This window comes from Bacillus safensis (genome assembly GCF_039619585.1).
GTDB lineage: Bacteria > Bacillota > Bacilli > Bacillales > Bacillaceae > Bacillus > Bacillus safensis.
On sequence record NZ_CP154909.1, the window covers coordinates 3,265,709 to 3,290,001 of the forward strand.

A 24,293-nucleotide genomic window follows, 5' to 3' on the forward strand; every position below is an offset into this window, starting at 1 on the left:
TATCCTCCGCCGAGTGGCGGAGGATCTTTTTAAGCAGAAAAAACCTCTGCATATTTATATACACAGAGGACCTTGTAAAACATTAAGATTGTTTTGTTTCTTCTGACTGACTGGTGTCTTTAGAGGAATCAGAAGACTTTTCTTGATCAGAGGATTTCCCCTTCTCATCAGACTTTTCTTCAGATTTTTCTCCAGCTGGCTCTTTGGCTTTATCTTCAGCAGCAGGTTCCTTCGTTTTTTCCTCAGTCTTTGGCTGAGCAGGTTCTTTTGCTTGTTCCGTCACTTCTTGCGCTGCTTTTTCAATTGTAGAAACAGGCTTGTCAATGAAGCTAAGCGGATTAAGCGCTAAACCTTCCATACGAATTTCAAAATGTACATGGTTGCCGCTTTCAGCACCATATAGATTTTTACCAGAAGCACCAATGACATCATTCTGCTTGACTTCATCGCCTTCTTTGACACTCACTTGTGACAACGATTGATAAACAGTCGATAATCCATCTTCATGTTCAATTTCAACAACGTGACCGAGGACTGGATCTTTTTTCGCTTGAACCACTGTTCCACTAAGAGCAGCTGTGACATCAAACACTTTGCCATCTTTATCTGCAAGATCAATACCTTTACTCAAGGTATAGGTGTTATTATAGTTTACAAGTGCTGCTTCTTTTTCTTTTTGGTCAGCATCTGCTTCATAGAACTTTTTCACGACAGAAACATTATCAGAATTCTGGACCGGCATTGCGACATTTTCAATTGGCTTTCCAACTTCAACGGCATCATCGCGCTGTTCTTGCCCTGTTTGATTTCCATCAGTTAGTTGGTCTTTTACATCTTTTGATACAGCTTGATACCAAAGAACGGCTGTTAACACGACCGCTGCGCTGACCAAGTAAATAGCAGGGAATACCCAGCGCTTACGGAAAAATTGCTGAACTTTTGTGATTTTGGAAGTACGTTTCTTTTCTTCCTCTCTCATTTTTCATCACCTCAGCAACATTCTGAACACTTTTCAAAAAATATATACACACGAAATCATTTTTCTTTTTATTTTGCGCAATCGCATCAATAATATGTATGATAAATGAAAAAAAGATGGGGGACTTAATTGTGAAAACTTTCAACCGTATAGCAACAGAAGATGACCTCAAAGCGATCGTTGATATCTACAATTCAACCATTGCTTCAAGAGAAGTGACCGCTGATACAGAACCAGTTTCTGTCGAGGACCGCCGGCAATGGTTTTTGAATCATTCCGAGAAAAGACCTCTCTATGTGAAAACAGATGAGGATGGAAATATCTACGGCTGGCTGAGCTTTGAAACGTTTTACGGAAGGCCTGCATACAACGGGACCGTTGAAATGAGTATCTATTTAAACCAAGACTATCGAGGAAAAGGCTTAGGATCACTTTTCTTGCAAGAAGCCATTGATTTAGCACCCTCATTAGGCATTCGAACGTTACTTGCCTTTATTTTCGGGCACAACGAAGCCAGCATTCGACTATTTAAAAAGCACGGCTTTGAGACATGGGGCCACCTGCCACGCATCGCAGAAATGGACGGCAGCAGATACGATTTAGATATCCTAGGAAAAGAATTATAAAACGAGCGTCTCCCTGAAAAAGAGACGCTTTTTTATGACGCATGTAACAGCTGTAAAAAAAGTGAAGTGAAGAGAGAAACAATTGAATCAATCAACATTCACTCTTCCTAAAGCACTACTTACTCAAGTATGATAAAGAGTGAATACATAAAGGAGTGAACACCATTGCAACAAACTGAGAAAATCATTCAATCTCTTCATTCAATCGTAAAGTGGGGAAAGGTTGGTAGTATCTTTCTCTATATTTCAGGCGGTCTGGCTATTCTTATTGGTTTTTGGCTTGTTCTTCCTGCAGCCCTTGGCGTCTTCCTCATTATGATGGGAATTCATGTACAAAAATCTGTAAAAGCAGCTGAACACTTGATTCAGGCTCCAGATACTTCTTACGAAGAATTATTAGAACAGTACGCTAAGATGATGAAAATGCAAACACTGTTTGCCATTTCAAGTATTGCCGCAGTTATTCTTTCATTCATTGCTATCGTTTTGATACTTATACTAGGCGGGTTAGCCTTCCTCCAAGAAATTCCTTATGATGTCCAGCAGTATGAAGGTGATTACGAACAAGAACTCGGTGACTTTTATTAATGGAGAGGGGTATCAATAGTCATTCGATACCCCTTTTGTTTTTATCATTTGACTTGGATCATTCTCCTATGCTTGACATTCAGTCTTGATCATTTTAAAATACAAATCGTAACTATTACGAATTAAAGGAGGATCCTATTACTTATGCGCGTGAATATTACGTTGGCCTGTACTGAAACAGGTGACAGAAACTACATCACAACAAAAAATAAAAGAACGAATCCTGACCGATTGGAGTTAAAAAAATATTCTCCTCGATTAAAGAAATATACCCTTCATAGAGAAACAAAATAAATTTTTTAGATTATAAATCGTAATGATTACTTTTTAAGTGAGGCGGAAAACAAAATGATCGTTTTCAAAAGGACAAAAACAAATGAATAAGCGTATACCTGTTACAGTATTAAGCGGCTTTTTAGGAGCAGGAAAAACAACGATATTAAATCATGTTCTTCAAAATCGCAAAGGATTAAAAGTGGCTGTGATCGTCAATGACATGAGCGAAATTAATATTGATGCAGAACTAGTCAAACAAGGCGGCGAGCTTTCTCGATCAGATGAGAAACTCGTTGAATTATCTAACGGCTGTATTTGCTGCACTTTGAGAGAAGACTTGTTAATTGAAGTAGAACGCCTTTGTAAAGCGGGTAATATTGATTATATTGTCATTGAATCAACCGGAATTAGTGAACCAATTCCCGTCGCTCAAACGTTTTCTTATATTGATGAAGAAATGGGTATAGATTTGACCCGCTTTTGCCGTCTAGATACGATGGTCACAGTAGTAGATGCAAATCGTTTCTGGACTGATTTCCAGTCAGGAGAGAGTTTATTAGATCGTAAAGAAGCGGTTTCCGATGACGACGAGCGAGAAATTTCCGATTTACTCATTGATCAAATTGAATTTTGTGACGTGCTTATTATCAATAAATGTGATCTAGTATCTCCCTCTGAATTAGATCGACTTGAGCATGTGCTGAACAAACTACAACCAGAAGCATCTATCATCAAAACCTCAAAAGGTATAGTACAGCCAGATGACATTTTGAATACTGGTTTATTCGACTTTGAAAAATCAAGTGCCTCTGCTGGGTGGATCAAAGAAATCAACGCAGGACATGGTCAGCATACACCGGAAACAGAGGAATACAAAATTTCATCTTTTGTTTACGAAAGAAGACTCCCTTTTCATACCGGCAGACTGAATGCTTGGTTAGATCAAATGCCTGAGCAGATCGTTCGTGCGAAAGGTTTTACTTGGCTTGCCACACATCATGATTTAACCATTTTAATTTCACAAGCTGGGAAATCTGTTGCGATTGAACCAATTGCATACTGGATTGCTGCTTTGCCTGAACAAGAAAAAGCACGGATATTAAATCAGGAACCAGAGCTTCTAGATGAGTGGGACGCAGAGTTTGGTGATCGCCATACAAAACTTGTGTTTATCGGTGTAGATTTGCCTAAAGCAGAAATCATTCGTACTCTTGATCAATGCTTGCTCACACCTGAGGAATTTAATCAAGATTGGACTACATTTGAGGACCCCTTTCAATGGAAAATACAAAATTAAGCCAGGAGGGTTTTAATTGGCAAAGAAATCTAAGATTGCTAAAGAAAAAAAACGACAGCAGCTTGTATTGAAATATGCAGAATTAAGGAAAGAGTTAAAAGAAAAAGGTGACTATGAAGCTTTACGAAAATTACCTAGAGACTCTTCCCCTACCCGCTTAAAAAACCGCTGTGAATTAACGGGCCGTCCCAGAGGTTATTTACGAAAATTCAAAATGTCTAGGATTGCTTTTCGTGAGCTTGCCTATAAGGGTCATATCCCTGGAGTGAAAAAATCGAGCTGGTAAAGAATGATTTGATCTTATCACAGCACTCGTAAAAGTAAAGCCGCACACAATGAGAGAAAATCTATTTTCCAATCTTATCTCAATCTTTTTGAAGTGCAAAATAGCAATTTAAAAACCAGCAGAGAATCTGCTGGTTTTTTATAGTGACTGAGTTCATAAGATAAAAAGACCTGTTTTCAAGAAAGGATTTTCAACAACGATTATGACATTTTTTCTTCTTTTCAAAAATACAAGATCATGATACTTTATTGTCATTACCCACCGATGTATGACATCTCAACCTTTTTCTGATCTTTTTTCTGCTCTCTCTCGGCCGAATATTGGTCATGTCTGTTCGACCATAATTCCTTTAACCTGTTCGTTAATTCTTCATTATTTTTTGTCGTACGAATCATCTGTTTCAGATCAAAACCCGATGAAGCAAACAGACATGTAAACAATTCCCCCCGTGCAGACAGCCTTGCTCTGTTACATGTGCCACAAAAAGCATCTGAAACGGAAGAAATAATACCTATCTCTCCTGAACCATCTTTGTAAAAAAATCGTTTGGCTACTTCACCTGTATATTGAGGAGGTTCTGGTTTGATAGGATATGTTGAATCAATTAATTCAATTATTTCTTTCTTTGTCATGACATGTTCTAGATTCCATTTATTCGTATTACCGACATCCATAAATTCAATAAATCTGAGAACGTGTCCTTCTTTTTTGAAGTAAGCTGCCATTGGTAAGACATCCTGATCATTCACACCTTTTTGAACAACCATATTAATCTTGATAGCAAGTCCAGCCTTTTTTGCAGCCTCAATACCATCAAACACTTTTTGGATAGAAATATGCCTTCCGTTCATTTGCTTAAAACGGTCGGGATTTAATGAATCTAAACTAATGGTGACTCTATTGAGACCAGCTCTCTTCAACTGATCAGCATATAAAGGTAAAAGTGTTCCGTTGGTTGTAATCGCAATGTCTTCAATCCCTGGAATGTTTGTGAGCTTTTCTATTAAGACAGGCAGATCCTTCCGCATTAACGGTTCTCCGCCCGTGATGCGTATTTTTACCACACCTAGGTTCTTTACAAAAAGGGTAGCAAGTCGTTCAATTTCTTCGAAACTAAGCAGTTCTTCTTTTTTCAAGAAAGGATAATCCGGCCCAAAAATTTCAGCAGGCATACAGTACGTACATCTAAAGTTACAGCGATCAGTTACTGATATTCTTAAATCGCGCAATGGTCGATGTCTTTTATCTAAAATACTGACCATACTTTGCCTCCTATTCTGTAATACGATGAGGATGCGTGTAAATGTTAAAGGATTTTCCTCTGACGAATCCAACTGTCGTAATATTTAATTCTTCTGCCATTTTAAGCGCCAGCTCAGTAGGTGCTGATTTTGAAATGACGATAGACACTCCTAGTTTTGCTGCCTTCAATAGAACTTCTGACGATATCCGGCCGCTAAAAACAAGGATTTTATCTCTAAGTGGAATTCGCTGAAGTAAACAGTATCCATAAATTTTATCTAAAGCATTATGTCTTCCTATATCAGTTCTAGTGATGAATAGCTTCTCTGTGTCACACAGTCCAGCATTATGCACTCCGCCAGTATGTTGAAATAATTGGCTTTCTTCTTGCAAACACTTCATGAGATGCATACAGGTTTCAGCAGAAATACTGATTCGATCAATGGCTGTTTTTGCCGTCTTCACATCTTGAAGGAAATAAAAGTGTCTCCCTTTCCCGCAGCATGAACCAATCACTCGTTTTGTAAAATCTGATGAATCAAATCCACTTGAGTGAACTAAATCAACATAGGCAAAACCCATACTTTCATCTATTGTAAACCTTTTAATCTCTTTTTCAAATCGAATGACCCCTTCTGAAGCCAAAAAGCCGATAACCAATTCTTTCAAGTGCTCTGGTGAACAAACAAGGGTCACAAATTCTTCTCCATTTACCATCACAGTTAAAGGATATTCTTCTACAATTTCATCAGTTTTGCAGGTAAACTGGCCTTCATTGTATTGGTGTATGACTCGTTTCTTTTTAACAGAAGGATTCATTGTATGATCTTCCTTTCAATGCAAATTTAGTTATATGATCCAATCAAATTGTGATATTATTTTAAAAAGTCATAAAAATGTAACATATTTCTATCTTATCAAACTTCTTGACTGCTTTATATGGGGGGAACAAAATGAACAAATCGAAAAATCGCTGGCTCATCGCAGCAAGTGCTGTAGGAATTCATTTATCTATTGGGTCTGTTTATGCTTGGAGTGTTTTTACGAATCCTTTACATGAAGCCTTTCAGTGGTCATTAACAGAAATAAGTCTCACCTTCAGTATTGCTATTTTATTTTTAGGTTTATCTGCTGCTTTTATGGGACATTTCGTTGAAAGGTATGGTCCAAGGGCATCGGGGCTCTTCTCAGCTATTTTCTTCGGCATCGGAATGACTGGGTCAGGATTCGCTGTCCACATGTCATCACTGCCTCTCCTCTATTTATTTTATGGTGTACTCGCTGGAATAGGGTTAGGGGTAGGCTATATTGCACCTGTATCAACTCTAGTCAAATGGTTTCCGGATCGAAGAGGTCTTGCAACCGGCTTAGCCATTATGGGGTTTGGGTTTGCTTCTCTTATTTGCAGCCCAATTATTCAATATCTCATTGAAAAAGTGAATATCGCAAATACTTTTTATATTCTTGGAATCTCCTATTTTATCATCATGGTGATCTCATCTCTTTATTTATCACCACCAACACCTGATGACGTCAAACAATTTGATGTATTCAAAACAAAGAAAAGAAAAATCCCTCAAGATTTATCACAGCTTACAGCAAATGAAGCGATCAAAACAAGACGTTTTTATTATTTGTGGCTTATGCTTTTTATTAATATCACATGCGGAATCGCTATTATTTCAGTAGCGTCACCTCTTGCTCAAGAAAGTGTTGGGTTCACTGCAGGTGCTGCAGCTACTCTTGTGGGCATTTTAGGTGCTTTTAATGGTTTAGGACGCATTGGCTGGGCATCGTTTTCAGATTATATAGGAAGACCGAATACGTATACGATTTTTTTCAGTATCCAGCTCATTGCTTTTCCTTTACTCCCCTATTTAAAAGAACCGTTCATCTTTTCAATCGTCATGGCGATCATTTATACGTGCTATGGAGGAGGATTTGCTTCAATTCCAGCCTATATTGGGGATTTGTTTGGTACAAAGCAGCTTGGTGCCATACATGGTTATATTTTGACTGCTTGGGCCGCTGCGGGATTAGCAGGACCACTATTTTCATCCTTCATCCGAGATATAACAGGTAATTACACACAAAGCCTTATGGTGTTCTCTGGCTTATTTTTCATTGCTTTTATCATATCACTTCTGATTCGAAAGGATATTCAGCAGCTAAAAGAAAAAAACCTATCTGCTGCTTCCTCTGTCTCAGCCCGATCTTAATTTGAATTTGACAGAATCACAATCTAAAGGTAATTTTTAGATATGAAAACGCTTTACAAAGTATTAGGAGGGTGATGATCTCATGGGGAAAACAAAACATAAGGGGCCTGTTAAACTCAATAAAAAACCCTCACCAAAGCTATGGGCGTCTTTTGTACCAATGGGGCTTGGCAAAGTGAAACCGAAACACATTCGAGATACGATGAAAGTGGCTTGGGAGAACAAAGATAACCTTCCCTACGCGTACCGTATTTTAACGCAGGGTGTTTGTGACGGCTGTGCCCTTGGCGTCTCAGGACTGTATGATCAAACGCTCGCAGGACCTCATATATGCACCACAAGACTAAATGTGCTTCGTCTTAACACAATGCCAGCTATTGATCCAAAATGGTTTGAAGATATTCATCAGCTAAAGCAAATGGACAGCACCTCTCTTCGCAAGCTTGGGCGGATTCCTTATCCATTGATTCGAAAAAAAGGTGACAATGCCTTTACACGTATTTCTTGGGATGATGCACTAGATCAAATCGCAGCTAAAATCCAATCAATTGATAAACGGCAGCTTGCTTTCTATTTAACCGCCAGAGGAATTACAAATGAAGTTTATTATACGGCTGCAAAGGCTGCTCGATTTATAGGGACGAATCATATTGATAATGCTTCTCGCATTTGCCATTCACCAAGTAAAACCGCTCTTAAACGGTCCCTTGGCATCGGTGCTTCCAGCTGTAATTACAGTGATTGGATTGGAACGGATGTATTAATTTTTTGGGGATCTGTCGCAGCAAACAATCAGCCTGTTTCCACTAAATATATGTATGCTGCTAAAAAGAAGGGAACAAAAATTATCGTCATCAATCCGTATAAAGAGCCTGCTATGGAAAAGTATTGGGTTCCTTCTATTCCAGAGAGTGCTTTATTCGGTACAAAAATTGCAGATGATTTTTACCAAGTCAATATAGGCGGAGATATTGCGTTTATGAACGGCGTCATCAAGCATTGGTTTGACATGGAGCAGCATGCTCCCCATTCGGCTCTTGATCACGAATTTATTCAAAAACATACAACAGGCATACAGGATTTAAAGCAGCATGTCGCACAATTGAAGTGGGAAGACCTAGAAGCATCATCAGGTTTATCAAAAGAAAGAATAAAGGAATTTGCGACACTGCTTGCCAATGCTAATTCAGGCGTTTTTATTTGGAGTATGGGCCTTACTCAGCACCGCTTTGCAACTGATAATATATCACAGGTTGCCAACCTTGCCATGCTGCGCGGATTTATCGGCAGAAAACATTGTGGTGTCATGCCAATTCGGGGGCATAGCGGCGTCCAAGGTTCTGGTGAAATGGGCGCTGATCCATTCGTTTTGCCGGGTAGTGATTTTGATGAAGATAATATTGAAAGAATCGAACGTATATGGGGGTTTGACATTCCTAAATGGCATGGTGACACCATTGGGCAATCCTTTGAAAAGATGGCTCTCCCAAAAGACCATCCACAAAAACTCAAAATGCTGTTTACGAGTGGCGGAAACTTTTTAGAAACGATGCCAAATCCGGAAGCGATCGAAAAAGCATTATCTGAACTTGAACTCCGTGTTCACCAAGATATCATTTTGAATACCTCTACGCTGGTAGACGCTGAAGAGGCGGTGATTGTGCTGCCTGCTATGACAAGGTATGAACAACCAGGCGGCGGCACATCAACCAGTACGGAACGCATGGTATATTTCAGTCCAGAAATTGAAGGACCTCGTATTGAGGAAGCCAGAGCGGAATGGGACATTTATGTTGATCTTGCGAAAAGAGTCCGGCCAGAAGATGCCGAGCTGATACATTTTGAAACAGCTGAAGACATTCGTCGTGAGATTGCGGTCGCCAACCGAAACTATGATGGCATCCAGCATTTACGTCACAAGGGAGACGTTTTTCAATGGGGAGGCGCATGGCTTTGTGAAGATGGCGTATGTCCAACACCAGACGGCAAGGGACATCTTCTTCCTGCCCAGCTGCCTCAATATCGAAAAACCGAAGGACATTTCAATATCACGACAAGAAGAGGAAAGCAATTCAACTCCATGATCTACAGTGAAAAGGATGCCTTTAATGGTGGAAAACGTCATTCTATCCTAATGAATGAAGAAGATGCAAAAGAGCTTTATGTTCAAGAAGGTGATCCAGTTGTTCTCTTTAATCAATATGGATCCTATCAAGGAGTGGCTCAATTCGGAGAGTTGAGACGCGGCAATATCGCAGTTTATTGGCCGGAAGGGAACGTTTTAATTCCTAAAGGTGTGTATGAGAGCTACTCACAGATTCCCGAGTATAATACGGCTGCCATATTAGAAAAAGCCGAAACCTTCCATGCAAGAAAGGATCAGCATTATGTGGAGAAACGAATTGATGAATTAGAAACGACTTTGAATTAATCGTCAACTTAAAAACAGCTGGGGTTGTTTTCCCCAGCTGCCATTCATTCTCTACCGACCAAAAGCGCTCGCTTCCTGTTGAAGAATATGGTTCAATTCTTCGGCATTTGCAGCCGGTTGATATTGTCCTCCACCCGCTTTTGCAACAGATTTAAGACTTTTTGCTTCCTTTTCATTCACATCGAAGCCAATGATATTGACGATTGTATCTATTCCGTCTTCATGTAATTCCTTTGCTGCTTGTGAAGGGCTTCCACCACAAGTTTCTTCACCATCACTGACAACATAGACAATATTTTTCCCTTCAGCTTGGTGATCTTCAAAATCTTGTTTCGTATCCGTTAATGCTTTTGCAAGTGGTGTCCAGCCAGTTGGCTTATACACATTCAGTGCTTGCTGAAAGGTTGATGGCTCATATGATCCAAATCCGTAAACAGCTTCAGAACTTGAACAAGAAACAGCTTTCCCTGCATTTTTATTGGTTCCTTCATGACCAAACACACGAAGCAGAACTTGTGTATCTTCTGATAAAATGCTTGCAAAGCTTTGAATAGACCGTTTGGCGATTTCAATTTTCTTTTCACCTTCAACTGATTGTGCCATGCTTCCGCTTAAATCGAGTAATATCACCACATGCGCAGGCGGCTCCTGTTTTGTTACAGCATGAGCTGGTGAAGAAAGAAGCAGGACAAGACTAGCCAAAATGGTTAATACGATGTTTTTTTTCATCAATAAAAACCTCCCTTTTTTACTTTTGTACAGAAAAAGAGAAACGAAAGCATGAATCAATCGTTTCCCTTTTGTTCAGCAAGTTATTCGTGTAGTTTTAATGATTCTGCTGAAAAGATAGAACCCATTTCTTTACCAGTGCTTGCTTGGTAGTAATGGCCTTTACCAGCTTTGGCTACTTGCTTCAATTGACCTTCATAGCCATCGTTAAAGTCTAATCCGATCACATTTACAACAGTTGATCCTTTTGAGTTATGCAATTCTTTTGCTACTTTTACTGGATCTCCGCCACAAGTTTCCTCACCATCAGTGATTAAGTACACAATATGCTTTGTTCCTGCAGTAAGCTGCTCATCCGCTTGCTTTGCATTTTCAAGTGCACGTGCAATCGGTGTCCAGCCAGTTGGCCCAAGTCCGTTTAAAGAGTTTTCGAAGCTGTCCTTTTCATAAGGCTGTACGCCGTAAACGCCTCTAATGACTTCACATGATTGAGCTTTACCTGAATTTTTGTTGTTTCCTTCAGAACCAAACAAGCTCATACGAATTTTAGCGTCTTTTGGAAGTGACTGAGCAAATTTAAATACCTCTTGTTTAGCGAGATCAAATTTGCGCTCTCCCTCTACTTTTCTTGCCATGCTTCCGCTTGCATCAAGTAAGATTGTCACTCTTACATCTTTGTTATGTTTTTTGACTGTAGATGCTTCTGCAAATACTGGTGAAGAGATTGACATAGATAATGTCAATACAGTTAAGGTTACGAGTGTGATTACTTTTTTCAACATACTTTTTCTTCCTCCTTATGTATTTGATTGAAACATCTTAATCGTAAATTATTCTGTCTTGGAATGGTATAGGACTCGGTCCCTTTTTCTCTTTCATCAAAATCACTAAAATTCTGTCAGATGTCTAGATATTTTCACCTAACACACCCATTATTCTCTCGTTTTCTCTGTCTTTCGAGGGACTTTGTATCGGCCATCAGTTCTTGTCAGGACATAAATGTTTAAGATTTCCTGATCTGCGTCTTAAGTCGCGATTTGACACATTCTGTTCAAATCTCTTTGAACACACAAAAAAATGCCTCATTTCTGAGGCACCTTTGCTTTATTTTTTAGCCATATACGTGTTGAGAAAACGATCGGCTGATTCGATTTGAATTCCTTTATAATAATGTTTCACGATGGCATCTACTTTTTTGCCAGCCTGCGCCATATAATGCGCACCATATTGACTCATGCCTACACCATGACCATATCCTTTTGTTGTAATGACAATCTGCTGGCCCTTGCGTTCCCATGTAAAGTCCGCTGAATGAAGGCCTAGTGATTCTCGAATGTCTCGGCCTGACAGTGTTTTACCGTTGATCACGGCTTTCGCTACTTGGTTTCCTGGTGTCCGTTCTACAATCTGTCCGACCTGAGCCTGCTGAGTGAGTGTCACACCTAATTTTTGCTGAAATTCACTGACCGAGATGGTTTTCTTATTTTGAAATTTTGGCGATTTTTCGTCCCATTTACTTGAGACACTTTTCAAATAAGGGATTTCGTTTTTCCAATAGGCTTCGGCATTTTCCGTTTTTCCGTTACTTGTTGAAAAGAATGAAGCATCAATTGGTTTCTCGTCATAAGTCAGCACTTTTCCTTGTGTGCTGGCGACAGCTTCCGTGACCTTTTTTAATTTCCAATTGTACGCTTTCCCCCAAATTTTCTTGAGTTCCTGTTTGTTTTTGTAAACTTGGAACATTTGGGTATCATCTACAAGAGAGCCCTTAGGTGATTTGACAGTCTTATCACTGATCATTTGTCTGACGATATACGTTCTTGCTGCGAGCGCCTGTGCCTTGAGTGCTTCCATTTCAAAATCAGCTGGCATTTCAGATGCTACGACACCGATCACATACTCTTCTAAGGGGATGTTTTCTACCTGCTGATGAGCAGAGCGATAGACGGGGATAGCGACGGGTGATTGCTTCAATTTGACTGAACCCTTTACTTCTTTTTTAACTGATGGTTCCGCTGCTACGTGCTGGCTGGCCGCCGGCTTCCCTTGGAACGTCGGCAACACAAGTAATGTTGGAATCATTAAAATGATGATGCATATTCCTGCGATTGTCCATATCATTGGTTTCATATTTGGCTGCCCCCATTTGTCATTGAATCTCTTTTATCCTATGGGCAGGGACAAGCTAATATGACAGCTTCTTTCATTTAGTGGACAAGTCTTTTATGAAAGCTATGGGCCTGTTCTTAGAATGGATTTTACTGTTCGTCTGTATGAATAAAATTTAAGATGGTTGGATACACTAATGATAAGCTTCGTGAAATGAGGCATTCTATGATTCTAAAAAAAAATCAGCATGCCCCAATGGACACACTGATTTATTTCATGATTAAGCGTTCAGATCTGATACAACTTGTTCTTGTGTCACATCTGCCGATTCATCGTTTACTCTTTCAATATCTGCACCGATTGCTGCAAGCTTTTGGTGGAAGTTCACATAACCACGGTCAATATGCTTCAACTCAGTGACACGTGTATGACCTTCTGCCACTAATCCAGCAAGTACAAGTGCTGCTCCCGCTCTTAAATCAGTCGCTGCCACTTCAGCACCTTGAAGTTGAACCGGCCCATTGATAATGACAGAGCGACCCTCAATTTTAATATCGCCATTCATGCGGCGGAATTCTTCAGCATGCATAAAGCGGTTTTCAAACACCGTTTCTGTGATCATGCTTGTTCCGTTCGCACGAAGCAATAGCGCCATCATCTGAGATTGCATATCCGTTGGGAACCCAGGATGCGGCATTGTTTTTAGATCGATTGGCTTGAGCTCAGATGGTCCAATGACTCTTAAACCTTCTTCTTCTTCAATGATCTGAATACCCATTTCTTCCATTTTTGCAACAAGTGATGTCATGTGCTCTGGCACTGCGCCTTTTACAAGAACATTTCCTTCTGTAATGGCTGCTGCCACCATGAAAGTACCTGCTTCAATTCTGTCAGGGATGATGTTGTGTTTTGCACCGTGAAGTGTTTCCACACCTTCGATTTTGATTGTACCAGTACCAGCACCGCGAACCTTACCGCCCATGGCATTGATGTAGTTTGCTAAATCAACAATTTCAGGTTCTTTTGCTACGTTTTCTAAAATCGTCGTTCCTTCAGCTAATGCTGCTGCCATGATGATGTTTTCAGTTGCCCCTACACTTGGGAAATCCAAATAGATTTTTGCACCTTTTAAACGGCCTTTTACTTCAGCCTCGATGAAACCATTACCTACTTGAATTTTAGCTCCCATTGCTTCAAAGCCTTTTAAATGCTGATCAATTGGTCTTGAACCAATCGCACAGCCTCCAGGTAATGCAACTCTTGCATGACCTGTTCTTGCTAAAAGTGGTCCCATGACAAGCACGGATGCTCGCATTTTACGGACATACTCAAACGGAGCCTCAGTTTCTAGTGCATGAGATGCATCAACTGATACTTCGTTATTTTCAAAATGTACTTCTGCTCCTAAATGACGTAACACTTCATTGATTGTATATACATCGGAGAGCGTAGGTACATCACAAATTACGCTTTTTTCTGTACTTGCTAACAAAGATGCAGCGATAACTGGTAAAACGGCATTTTTTGCGCCTTCTACTTTAACTGTGCCGTTTAACTTTTGACCGCCGCGGACGATGATTTTTTCCAAGGTCTTCCCCTCCGCGTCCCAAATTCTCTATATTAATATTCAGTCGTTACGATTGGTGTGCCAACCGTAATCGTATGATTTTCGTTCATTTCCGAACTTCTGATGGCAATTTGAACATTCATTTTATCATTTGAAGTCATAATGAACTGTTCCCACTTATCTGTGTAAGCGGAAAGCGACACAAAATTAGACTCAACGAGATACTCAACTGGTTTTGCTTGAAACTCATTTGCTAACATTTCAGCTTTTTTTTGCAAAACAACATCCATCATACCATTTACATGACCATCGAGACAAGTAAAAATTACAATTTTCTCTTGTAATATGCTTTTTGCATGACGTACGAACTGATCATATGTATGCTCCCAGGTATTCAGTGGGCGAGCACCTTTTTGCTCATATAATAAATACGACTTTTGATTTGATTTTGTGTCGGTCTTCACGAGTAAAATTTTCGATTCTGTATCATTTTTTTCATCTTTGTAAATTCCTGTGACTTTGGTGACATGTTGTTCTTTTTTTTCGGTCCACTCATACTGTCGTAGTTCGTCTTTCAAACGTTTCACTTTTTTTGAAAATTGTTCGGATGAAATATCTACATTTGTTTTGGCATGAAGGGTCCACCCATCGACTTCGATTTGCTGGTTTTTTAGACCTTCTGCTATTTGAGCAAGCGGAGAAGATTCTTCCGCACGAACGCCTTGAATCATCAGAACAAAAAAAAGAATAAACGCAAATAATGGCCAACCTTTCAAATACTTTCTCACTTGTCATTCCCCCTTGCTACAAGTGTTGCCGCAAGGAGGGCAATGCATACGTGGAAAAGTCAACAAAAGGCGAGCCTTTTGACCCTTCTTTTTACGTTCCCGCAGAAGGCCGTGACCAAACCTTTTATGTTAGAACATATAAGGAATTTGTCTCGAGAAATTTAAGTAATCAAGGAAGAAATTGCTGACCGCAGATGCGATAGCAATGGTAATGAGCATCATCAGCAGCCTTGCTTGAACGATTTTCCCTTTTTTAATGAGTGGATCAATATTTACAGCAAGCAGTGCCCACCATGTAACCGCGATAAAAAATAGGTGGATCACAATGCCCACGATTGCTTGTTGTCCTACGTCTTCCATACAGTTGAATCCTCCTTTTATTTATTTCTGTAAAGGAAAACTCCCTTTCATTATATCCTCGAAAATCGGAAAGATGAATCATTTGGAAAAAAGAGCTACATTTAGTGTAAATCCCCTCTTATCCTGATGCCAAGGAGATGATATACTGCGTGTGGAAGGAGCTGAACACATTGAAAGATTCTTTTCCTGACTTTGTTGATTTGTACGGAGAATTGGTTCCCTCATTTGATCATGAATGGGAGGCCATTGCTTTCTACTTTGATTATAGACAGACACAGCTAGAAGAATTAGCACAATTGTGTCATTTTCATAACATTTCTTTGGATTACTCTGAGGAAAGCCTGTATCAGTTAGAATCACTATACTTTGATGCATTGACCAAGCAGCTGTTCGCTGAGTGGAAAATGCCAATAGATGCATTAGAAGCGATGATGAGTGTGTATATAGGAGAGGTTGTCATCCGTCATCATTCAGATGCTGACTGGGTGGTGCGGCCTTATATGGATTCTCCGCACAAATATACGCTTGGCTTACGCAGAAACAATAAAACATGGCATTGTAGTACGCAATTTTGCGAGCACTTATATCTAGAAAAGCAAGCATCTCATCCTTATGTGTCGATGTATCAATCTCTCATGTCATCCTAAAAAAAATCCTTCTTATCACTGTGATAAGAAGGATTTTCTGTTTTATTTCCCTGCTACATTTAAACGGTTTAACGCCCGTTTTAATGCGAGTTCCGCCCGGCGTACATCACTTTCATTCGGGTGGTTCAAATGCTCTTCAGCACGCTGTTTCGCTGATTTAGCACGATCGACATCAACTTTGTCTGATGTTTCAGCGGCCTGAGCCAGAATTGTTACTTGTTCAGGGCGGACTTCAACAAATCCGCCACTTACTGCAACCAATTCAGTTGATCCACTATGTTTTAAGCGAACTGCACCGATTTTTAGCGGAGCAACCATTGGAACGTGGCCAGCTAAAATACCAAGCTCACCGCTTTCTGCTCTTACACTGACCATTTCCACATCCGCTTGATACACTGGGCCGTCGGGAGTAACGATATTGACTTGAACGGTCTTCATGCTTTTACCCTCCTAAGGACCAGATTAGGCCTCTACACCCATCTCTTTGGCTTTTTCAACCACTTCTTCAATGCGTCCAACTAAGCGGAATGCATCTTCTGGAAGGTGATCGTATTTACCAGATAAGATTTCCTTGAAGCCTTTAACAGTTTCTTTCAATGGCACATAAGAACCCTTTTGGCCAGTGAACTGCTCTGCTACGTGGAAGTTTTGAGATAGGAAGAATTGAACACGACGCGCTCTGTGTACCACAAGCTTATCGTCCTCAGATAATTCATCCATACCTAAAATGGCAATAATATCTTGCAGCTCTTTATAACGCTGTAATGTTTGCTGCACTTCACGCGCAATCGCATAATGCTCTTCGCCAACGATCTCAGGTGCAAGTGCACGAGATGTTGAAGCAAGAGGATCAACCGCTGGGTAAATACCCATTTCAGTCAGCTTACGCTCAAGGTTTGTCGTTGCATCAAGGTGAGCGAACGTCGTTGCAGGAGCTGGATCTGTATAGTCATCCGCAGGTACATAGATCGCTTGAATCGATGTAACCGATCCTACGTTTGTAGACGTGATACGTTCTTGCAGCTGACCCATTTCTGTTGCAAGTGTCGGCTGATAACCTACCGCTGAAGGCATACGTCCAAGAAGGGCTGATACTTCAGAACCTGCTTGTGTAAAGCGATAGATATTATCGATGAAGAACAATACGTCTTGACCTTGTTCATCACGGAAATGCTCTGCCATTGTCAAACCAGTTAGGGCAACACGCATACGTGCACCTGGCGGCTCGTTCATTTGACCGAAGACCATGGCTGTTTTTTCGATAACGCCAGAATCTTTCATTTCGTAGTAAAGGTCGTTTCCTTCACGTGTACGCTCTCCAACACCAGCGAATACAGAAATACCGCCGTGTTCTTGTGCGATGTTGTTGATCAATTCTTGAATCAGAACGGTTTTACCTACACCAGCTCCACCGAATAGACCGATCTTTCCACCTTTGATGTAAGGAGCAAGCAGGTCAACAACTTTGATACCTGTTTCAAGAATTTCAACTTCTGTAGAAAGTTGATCAAAAGAAGGCGCTTGTCTGTGGATTGGATCTCTTTGAGCTTCCACACCAAGTGGCTCATCTAAGTCAATGTTATCTCCCAGTACGTTGAATACACGTCCAAGTGTTACGTTACCAACTGGTACTGAAATTGGTTTTCCAAGGTCTACAGCTTCCATACCGCGCTTCACACCGTCTGTTGATGCCATCGCGATGGTTCTCACTGTATCATCACCTAAATGTAGTGCTACTTCTAAAGTTAAGTCGATATCAACTTCACTTTCGCTTTCCGCTTTATGCGAAACTTTGATCGCATTATAAATCTCAGGCAAGTGACCGTCTTCAAAACGAACGTCTACGACTGGTCCCATGATCTGACTGATGCGTCCTGTTTTCATTGCATTCCCTCCTGACAATTATTTCTATTCTAAGGCAGCTGCACCGCCGACAATTTCTGTAATCTCTTGTGTAATCGCTGCTTGACGAGCACGGTTGTAAGAGAGTGTCAGGCTGTCGATCAATTCTTTTGCGTTGTCTGTTGCACTCTTCATTGCTGTCATTCTTGCAGCATGTTCACTTGCTTTGCTGTCAAGAAGCGCACCGAAAATCAAACTCTCTGCATATTGAGGAAGGAGAACTTCAAGAATTTCTTCTTCAGAAGGCTCAAACTCATAAGATGCGGAACGTTTATTTGGTGTCGCTGCGGCCGAAAGGTCCGTTAGCGGCAATAATTTCTTCTCTGTTACTTCTTGTGAAATCGCACTGACAAAGTGGTTGTAGAACATGTAAAGTTCATCAAACGCTTCATCAGAGAACATTTGAACTGTACTGCTTGCTAATTCTTTAATATCAGCAAACGCTACTTCGTCTCCAAGCCCTGTTACTTCAGAAATAACTGGAATACCACGCTTTTTGAAGAAGTCGCGTCCGATTTTACCAATGACAATCACCGCATATTCATCAGCGGATTGATGACGAGATTGAATGGTTTGGTAAGCGGCACGCAAAATCGAGCTGTTAAAAGGTCCTGCAAGCCCTCGATCAGATGTAATAACGAGATACCCTGTTTTTTTGACAGGTCTTGAAAGAAGCATTGGGTGCTTAGCACTTGTTCCAGTTGCGATTGCAGCAACCACTTCCTGGATTTTCTCCATGTAAGGAACAAAAGACTTCGCATTGTTTTCAGCACGATTCAGTTTCGCAGCTGATACCATTTGCATCGCTTTTGTGATCTGACTCGATTTTTTCGTTGACGTGATCCTTGACTTTATATCGCGTAATGAGGCCAAAGATTTCACCACCTTTTTTCAGGAATCCGTGTTCATTTACGTGAAAAGAGAGAAAAAGAGAATCTTTTTCTCTCGGAAAGATTACTAATTAGTTGCTTGGTGCAAACGTACGTTTAAAGCCTTCGATTGCTGTCTTCCACTCTTCATCAGCAGGCATATTTCCTGTTTGAGAGATTGTGTCAAACAAGCCTTTATGGTTTTCTTCAATGTACAAGAATAACTCAGCTTCAAAACGTTTAACATCAGCAATGGCTACATCGTCTAAGTATCCTCTTGTTAGTGCGTAAAGAATCGCTACTTGTTTTTCAACTTTAAGCGGTTTGTTCAAGTCTTGTTTTAAGACTTCAACTGTTCTTGCACCACGGTTTAATTTCGCTTGAGTGGCTTGGTCTAGATCAGATCCAAACTGAGCGAATGCTTCAAGCTCACGATAAGAAGCAAGATCCAGACGAAGTGTACCTGCTACCTTTTTCATCGCTTTGATTTGTGCAGAACCACCTACACGGGATACAGACAATCCTGCGTTTACCGCTGGACGTACGCCTGAGAAGAAGAGGTCAGATTGTAAGAAAATCTGTCCATCTGTGATGGAAATAACGTTTGTTGGGATATATGCAGAGATATCGCCAGCCTGCGTTTCTACGAAAGGCAATGCTGTGATAGAACCGCCACCCTTTTCGTCACTAAGCTTCGCTGCACGTTCTAATAAACGAGAGTGAAGATAGAAAACATCACCAGGGAATGCCTCACGACCTGGAGGACGACGAAGCAATAATGAAAGCTCACGGTAAGCTGCCGCTTGTTTAGAAAGGTCATCATAGACAACAAGTACGTGCTTGCCGTTATACATGAATTCCTCACCCATCGTTACACCTGCATAAGGAGCAAGGTAAAGAAGTGGAGCCGGCTGTGATGCAGAAGCTGTGACAACGATTGTGTAGTCAAGCGCACCATGCTTACGAAGTGTTTCAACAACACCACGAACCGTAGATTCTTTTTGTCCGATCGCTACATAAATACAGATCATGTCTTGATCTTTTTGGTTTAGAATCGTATCGATTGCAACAGATGTTTTACCTGTTTGACGGTCACCAATGATCAATTCACGCTGTCCGCGGCCGATTGGAATCAAGGCATCAATTGCTTTAATTCCTGTTTGAAGCGGCTCATGTACAGATTTACGATCCATAACGCCAGGTGCTTCACTTTCGATTGGACGTGTTTTGCTTGTTAAGATTGGACCTAGTCCATCAACAGGCTGACCAAGCGGGTTCACAATACGACCGATTAACTCTTCACCTACTGGAACCTCCATGATACGACCTGTACGTTTTACATCGTCACCTTCGCGGATATCTTTGTAAGGTCCTAAAATAACGATACCTACGTTAGACTCCTCAAGGTTTTGAGCCATACCCATTACACCGTTAGAGAACTCAACCAGCTCTCCTGCCATAATGTTGTCAAGGCCATGTACACGCGCGATACCGTCCCCTACTTGAATGACTGTACCGACATCTTTTACTTCAATTTCTGATTGATAGTTTTGGATTTGCTGCTTTATCAGCGCGCTAATCTCTTCAGCTTTGATACTCACTAAGGTTTCACCCCTTCTAACGATTTTCGCCTGCAAGCTGACGTTCAATGCGGGAAAGCTTTCCGCTGACACTGCCGTCATAAATGCGGTTTCCGATACGGATTTTCACTCCGCCTATTAGATCCTTGTCAATCACATTTTCAACACGCAGTGATGTGACTCCGGCTTTTTTGGCAAATACTTCAGATAAAGATTGAATTTCAGCACCGCTCAGCGGTTTCACTGAATACACGACCGCATCGTCTATTTGTTTCGTACGGTTTGCTAGTTTCACAAACTCAGACGTCATTTCAGAGAAAATATTCGTGCGTCCGCGGTCAATCAGTAAATACATTGTGTGCAATACATAAGTAGAAACACCTTTGAAAGCTTCAGCAATCAACTGTTTCTTTTTGTCTGCTGTAATCTTTGGATGAACAAGGAAGTCATTGAGTTCTTGATCAGCCTTTAGAACTTTTTTGATCTCATTCAGCTCTTTTTCAGTTTCGTCTACTGCCGAAGAAGCAAGAACGATGTCAAAAAGAGCAGAAGCGTAACGCTTAGAGACAATAGTTACGCTCATCGGCTTTCACCTGCCTCTTTAAGGTACTCTTGAATCAATTTCTCTTGTGCCTGCTCATCAAGTTCTTTTTCAATCACTTTAGATGCAATCAGCACAGATAGTGATGCAACCTGCTCACGCAGTGCAGCCACAGCTTGTTCTTTTTCTTTCACGATTTCAGTTCTAGCAGACTCTTTCAAGCGCTCTGATTCTTGACGTGCTGCTTGAATGATCTCTTCTTTTTGTTTCTCACCAATCTTTTTCGCATTTTCGATGAGTGTATGTGATTCTTCGCGTGCTTCTTTCAATAAGACACGTTGTTCTTCAAGAAGCTTTTCAGCTTGAACGTGCTTTTCTTCAGCACTTGAGATTTCATTTCCTATATAATCTTCACGCTGCTTCATAATACCTAATAAAGGTTTAAGCGCAAATTTCTTTAAAAGTGCAAGCAAGATGAGCATAGCGATAAGCTGGAATAACATATCACCGGCGTTGAAGCTTAAGCCCCCTGCTCCTAAAACCACTGGTAACTGAGACATTTAGTACGGCAACTCCCTTCTTTAAATAATATGTTAAGAAACAAAACATAAAGGAATGGCGAAGTTTCGAACTAATCTGATCTTCGCCATTAAAATTCATATTAGAACGCTTCTCACATATTAACCAAAGAATGCCAAGAATGCGATAACGACAGCGATAATTGGAAGTGCCTCAACTAAAGCGACCCCGATGAACATAAGTGTTCTTAGTTCTCTACCAGCTTCTGGCTGACGAGCGATTCCTTCAACTGTTTTAGATACGATTAGACCGTTACCAATACCTGCTCCTAGTGCTCCTAAACCGATTGCAATTGCTGCTGCTATTAAATTCATTAAAAAGCTCCTCCTTTAAAATAACGTCCTTTTTGGACTCTCAATTTTTTAGTGTTCGTCGCTGACTTTATGGGAAATGTACACCATTGTCAGCATGGTGAAGATAAATGCCTGGATTGTTCCGACAAACAAACTGAATGCCTGCCATACAATCATCGGCACGATGGCACCTAATGTACCAACGATACCAAGCGCAATGTTTTGCGTGTAGAAATTGGTCGCAAGTCCTGCAAGTAACCCAAGAAGAATCTCTCCAGCGAAAATATTTCCGTAAAGACGCAAACCAAGTGTTAGCGTGTTTGCAAATTCTTCAATGATTTTCAGCGGCACTAAATATGGGATTGGCTTGAAGAAGTCTTTCGTATATTCCTTGACTCCTTTTGCCTTGACACCGTAGAAGTGTGTAAGTCCCATGACCATAATTGCTAGTGTCATTGTGATTGCAGGATCAGCAGTTGGTGATTTCCACCACAAGTTGTGATCGACCGTAATCGAGAACGGCAGTCCAAGCATGTTTGAAACAAATATGTACATGAGTAATGTAACGCCAAGCGCTAGAAATGGGGCTCCTGTTTTCATGTCCATCGAACTACCTATGATATTTCGAACAAAATCAACGATCCATTCCATGAAGTTCTGCGCCTTAGTCGGACGAATAGACAGAACACGAGTAGTCAGCACCGCTATGAGAAGAACGATGATACTAGCAATCGTAATCATGAGAACATTGGATAAGTTGAACGTTAACCCTAAAAATTCTGTAGTTTTTGAACTGTGACCCAAAGAGTATTCACCTCTCTTCCATAGTAGAACGTTTAAGTTGAATGAAGGAATCTATCATAATGACAGGATATATTGTCATTAATCCTATAACAACACCTGCCAGATGAACTTCATTAGGGTAACGCCAAGCAATCGCTACTGCGAGAATCGCGTTGGCCCACCTGGCTGTACTTCCCATTGAACGAATGGATTTTCCTTTTTTAACCGCTCGATCAAAAGCGTGCATTCTCCGTATAAGTAGGAATAAATTAAAGAAAGCAAAAATTGTGCCGATAATGAAACCAAGAAACAGTGGTTTAAAACCAGGCATGGCATAGCCAAACACAAAAATTGCCAATAGATAGAACATGTATTTACTCTGTCTGCGGAAAATCGCGTTTGGATCGTTCATTCATCTGACTCCCGATGAAAAGTATTGTAAAAAAGGTGATAAATGGTGATGAAAACTGCGTAGAAGACGCTTATGATAAGCCGTCCTATTCGAAAAAAATCAATCACCCATCGGTCTAATTGCACAATCAGACTTGAAATCTTTAGATCTATGGGATGCTGCTTCATTCGTTGATACAAACCCTGATTATTAAAGGGTTCACAATGAGGATTAGTAGAGTGCTATAGGCTATGAAAACCTTACCATAATACCCTCGTTTAGCATACAATAGCGTCTATGATGTGTCAATCGGTTGAAAGTTAAAAAACTTTTCTATAGTGATAGAGCACACAAAATGTTCACAATTTCATCAAACTTTAGGAGAGATGTGACAATCATTGAAAAAAACAGCCAATGTTCAGTATACATTGATTTTTCTAAGAACGGTATCAACCGTTTGTCATATATTTCAAAAAGCCCACATGCACGTTTGCATGTGGGCTTTTATTAAGACTTTCTTACTTCGTTCCGTACATACGGTCACCAGCATCACCAAGACCTGGGATGATGTAACCTTTTTCGTTTAGTTTCTCATCTAATGCTGCAATGTAGATATCAACATCTGGATGATGCTTTTGCATTTCCTCTACACCTTCAGGGGCAGCAATCAGACACATAAAGCGAATGTTTTTCGCACCGCGTTTTTTCAAGCTGTTTAACGCTTCGACTGCAGAGCCGCCAGTTGCAAGCATTGGGTCTACTACGATAAATTCACGTTCTTCCACATCAGATGGAAGCTTCACATAATATTCAACAGGCTTTAATGTTTTCGGATCACGGTATAAACCAACATGTCCCACTTTAGCAGCTGGAATGAGTTTCAAAATCCCGTCTACCATTCCAAGACCTGCTCTTAAAATTGGCACAACACCGAGTTTCTTCCCTGAGATCACGTTTGATTTCGCTACTTGTACAGGTGTTTCTACATCTACCTCTTCAAGCGGTAAATCTCTTGTGATTTCAAATGCCATTAATGTTGCGACTTCATCCACTAGCTCTCTAAATTCTTTAGTTCCTGTATGAACGTCACGAATATATGTAAGTTTGTGCTGAATAAGCGGGTGATCAAATACATAAACCTTTGCCATTGCTTGCTACAACTCCTTTTCTGTCATCTTCCGGTGAACTTTGCACACTTCCTACAATTCTAC

Annotated in this window: 27 protein-coding genes; 8 read left to right on the forward strand and 19 right to left on the reverse strand. The window is 40.6% G+C overall.

The window, feature by feature from the left end; genetic code table 11:
* Positions 1–82 precede the first annotated feature (82 nt).
* Entirely contained in the window at positions 83–979 is an 897-nt protein-coding gene (locus tag AAYR28_RS16795) for a peptidoglycan DD-metalloendopeptidase family protein (RefSeq protein WP_120207862.1), read from the reverse strand.
* A 116-nt stretch (positions 980–1,095) separates the two neighbouring features.
* Between AAYR28_RS16795 and AAYR28_RS16800 the strand changes: the two genes are divergently transcribed.
* The 5 genes from AAYR28_RS16800 to rpsN all read left to right on the forward strand — a co-directional run bounded on the left by AAYR28_RS16800 (position 1,096) and on the right by rpsN (position 4,052).
* Entirely contained in the window at positions 1,096–1,605 is a 510-nt protein-coding gene (locus AAYR28_RS16800) for a GNAT family N-acetyltransferase (protein WP_029706351.1), read from the forward strand.
* A 165-nt stretch (positions 1,606–1,770) separates the two neighbouring features.
* Complete coding sequence (locus AAYR28_RS16805) at positions 1,771–2,193, forward strand: DUF5362 family protein (RefSeq protein WP_024426331.1); 423 nt, start codon at positions 1,771–1,773, stop codon at positions 2,191–2,193.
* 144 nt (positions 2,194–2,337) lie between these two features.
* A complete protein-coding gene (gene rpmG, locus AAYR28_RS16810) occupies positions 2,338–2,487 on the forward strand; it encodes a 50S ribosomal protein L33 (protein ID WP_024423713.1) in 150 nt (49 codons plus the stop codon).
* 82 nt (positions 2,488–2,569) lie between these two features.
* Complete coding sequence (locus AAYR28_RS16815; protein ID WP_061110181.1) at positions 2,570–3,766, forward strand: GTP-binding protein; 1,197 nt, start codon at positions 2,570–2,572, stop codon at positions 3,764–3,766.
* Between the two features lie 16 nt (positions 3,767–3,782).
* A complete protein-coding gene (rpsN, locus tag AAYR28_RS16820) occupies positions 3,783–4,052 on the forward strand; it encodes a 30S ribosomal protein S14 (protein WP_025093900.1) in 270 nt (89 codons plus the stop codon).
* 254 nt (positions 4,053–4,306) lie between these two features.
* Here rpsN and moaA read toward each other — a convergent pair whose 3' ends face one another.
* Both moaA and fdhD read right to left on the reverse strand, forming a co-directional pair.
* The gene (moaA, locus tag AAYR28_RS16825; protein WP_061110182.1) at positions 4,307–5,314 is read right to left on the reverse strand and encodes a GTP 3',8-cyclase MoaA; all 1,008 of its coding nucleotides are present in this window, start codon (positions 5,312–5,314) and stop codon (positions 4,307–4,309) included.
* 10 nt (positions 5,315–5,324) lie between these two features.
* Complete coding sequence (fdhD, locus tag AAYR28_RS16830) at positions 5,325–6,113, reverse strand: formate dehydrogenase accessory sulfurtransferase FdhD (RefSeq protein WP_034281213.1); 789 nt, start codon at positions 6,111–6,113, stop codon at positions 5,325–5,327.
* A gap of 134 nt (positions 6,114–6,247) precedes the next feature.
* Here fdhD and AAYR28_RS16835 point away from each other — a divergent pair, with 134 nt between their 5' ends.
* A complete protein-coding gene (locus AAYR28_RS16835) occupies positions 6,248–7,513 on the forward strand; it encodes an L-lactate MFS transporter (RefSeq protein ID WP_061110183.1) in 1,266 nt (421 codons plus the stop codon).
* Between the two features lie 82 nt (positions 7,514–7,595).
* The gene (locus AAYR28_RS16840; RefSeq protein ID WP_120207864.1) at positions 7,596–9,944 is read left to right on the forward strand and encodes an FdhF/YdeP family oxidoreductase; all 2,349 of its coding nucleotides are present in this window, start codon (positions 7,596–7,598) and stop codon (positions 9,942–9,944) included.
* 51 nt (positions 9,945–9,995) lie between these two features.
* Here the strand turns inward: AAYR28_RS16840 and AAYR28_RS16845 are convergent, their stop codons facing one another.
* The 6 genes from AAYR28_RS16845 to AAYR28_RS16870 form a co-directional block, all read right to left on the reverse strand.
* Positions 9,996–10,673, reverse strand: coding sequence for a VWA domain-containing protein (locus AAYR28_RS16845; RefSeq protein ID WP_034281216.1), 678 nt, complete (start codon positions 10,671–10,673; stop codon positions 9,996–9,998).
* An 83-nt stretch (positions 10,674–10,756) separates the two neighbouring features.
* Positions 10,757–11,455: a VWA domain-containing protein gene (locus tag AAYR28_RS16850; RefSeq protein WP_080769523.1), complete on the reverse strand. Its 699-nt coding sequence runs from the start codon at positions 11,453–11,455 to the stop codon at positions 10,757–10,759.
* A 322-nt stretch (positions 11,456–11,777) separates the two neighbouring features.
* Positions 11,778–12,803, reverse strand: a complete 1,026-nt coding sequence (gene spoIID, locus AAYR28_RS16855; RefSeq protein WP_024426338.1) for a stage II sporulation protein D — start codon at positions 12,801–12,803, stop codon at positions 11,778–11,780.
* 259 nt (positions 12,804–13,062) lie between these two features.
* Positions 13,063–14,370 carry a UDP-N-acetylglucosamine 1-carboxyvinyltransferase gene (murA, locus tag AAYR28_RS16860; RefSeq protein WP_024423722.1) on the reverse strand — a complete coding sequence of 436 codons (1,308 nt, stop codon included), beginning with the start codon at positions 14,368–14,370 and terminating at the stop codon, positions 13,063–13,065.
* Positions 14,371–14,402: 32 nt separating this feature from the next.
* Entirely contained in the window at positions 14,403–15,137 is a 735-nt protein-coding gene (locus tag AAYR28_RS16865) for a YwmB family TATA-box binding protein (RefSeq protein WP_024423723.1), read from the reverse strand.
* Between the two features lie 129 nt (positions 15,138–15,266).
* Positions 15,267–15,497 (reverse strand): DUF1146 family protein, encoded by a 231-nt coding sequence (locus tag AAYR28_RS16870; protein ID WP_024423724.1) that lies wholly within the window; start codon positions 15,495–15,497, stop codon positions 15,267–15,269.
* A gap of 170 nt (positions 15,498–15,667) precedes the next feature.
* On the opposite strand from AAYR28_RS16870, the gene AAYR28_RS16875 reads away from it, so the two are divergent.
* Complete coding sequence (locus tag AAYR28_RS16875) at positions 15,668–16,144, forward strand: hypothetical protein (protein WP_024426339.1); 477 nt, start codon at positions 15,668–15,670, stop codon at positions 16,142–16,144.
* A 42-nt stretch (positions 16,145–16,186) separates the two neighbouring features.
* Here the strand turns inward: AAYR28_RS16875 and AAYR28_RS16880 are convergent, their stop codons facing one another.
* The 10 genes from AAYR28_RS16880 to upp form a co-directional block, all read right to left on the reverse strand.
* Positions 16,187–16,582: a F0F1 ATP synthase subunit epsilon gene (locus AAYR28_RS16880; protein ID WP_003214592.1), complete on the reverse strand. Its 396-nt coding sequence runs from the start codon at positions 16,580–16,582 to the stop codon at positions 16,187–16,189.
* A gap of 24 nt (positions 16,583–16,606) precedes the next feature.
* On the reverse strand, positions 16,607–18,028 hold the full coding sequence (gene atpD / locus AAYR28_RS16885) for a F0F1 ATP synthase subunit beta (RefSeq protein WP_008354929.1): 1,422 nt from the start codon (positions 18,026–18,028) through the stop codon (positions 16,607–16,609).
* A 24-nt stretch (positions 18,029–18,052) separates the two neighbouring features.
* The gene (locus tag AAYR28_RS16890) at positions 18,053–18,919 is read right to left on the reverse strand and encodes a F0F1 ATP synthase subunit gamma (protein WP_024423727.1); all 867 of its coding nucleotides are present in this window, start codon (positions 18,917–18,919) and stop codon (positions 18,053–18,055) included.
* 88 nt (positions 18,920–19,007) lie between these two features.
* A complete protein-coding gene (atpA, locus tag AAYR28_RS16895; protein ID WP_024423728.1) occupies positions 19,008–20,516 on the reverse strand; it encodes a F0F1 ATP synthase subunit alpha in 1,509 nt (502 codons plus the stop codon).
* Positions 20,517–20,532: 16 nt separating this feature from the next.
* Positions 20,533–21,078 carry a F0F1 ATP synthase subunit delta gene (locus tag AAYR28_RS16900; RefSeq protein ID WP_024426340.1) on the reverse strand — a complete coding sequence of 182 codons (546 nt, stop codon included), beginning with the start codon at positions 21,076–21,078 and terminating at the stop codon, positions 20,533–20,535.
* Positions 21,075–21,596 (reverse strand): F0F1 ATP synthase subunit B, encoded by a 522-nt coding sequence (gene atpF / locus AAYR28_RS16905; RefSeq protein WP_034281220.1) that lies wholly within the window; start codon positions 21,594–21,596, stop codon positions 21,075–21,077. Before atpF ends, AAYR28_RS16900 begins: the two co-directional genes overlap by 4 nt.
* 120 nt (positions 21,597–21,716) lie before the next feature.
* Complete coding sequence (gene atpE, locus AAYR28_RS16910) at positions 21,717–21,929, reverse strand: F0F1 ATP synthase subunit C (RefSeq protein WP_003214968.1); 213 nt, start codon at positions 21,927–21,929, stop codon at positions 21,717–21,719.
* 48 nt (positions 21,930–21,977) lie between these two features.
* Entirely contained in the window at positions 21,978–22,712 is a 735-nt protein-coding gene (atpB, locus tag AAYR28_RS16915) for a F0F1 ATP synthase subunit A (RefSeq protein WP_024423730.1), read from the reverse strand.
* A 7-nt stretch (positions 22,713–22,719) separates the two neighbouring features.
* Positions 22,720–23,103, reverse strand: a complete 384-nt coding sequence (locus AAYR28_RS16920) for an ATP synthase subunit I (RefSeq protein WP_024423731.1) — start codon at positions 23,101–23,103, stop codon at positions 22,720–22,722.
* Between the two features lie 497 nt (positions 23,104–23,600).
* Entirely contained in the window at positions 23,601–24,230 is a 630-nt protein-coding gene (gene upp / locus AAYR28_RS16925) for a uracil phosphoribosyltransferase (RefSeq protein ID WP_003214553.1), read from the reverse strand.
* Positions 24,231–24,293: the final 63 nt, after the last annotated feature.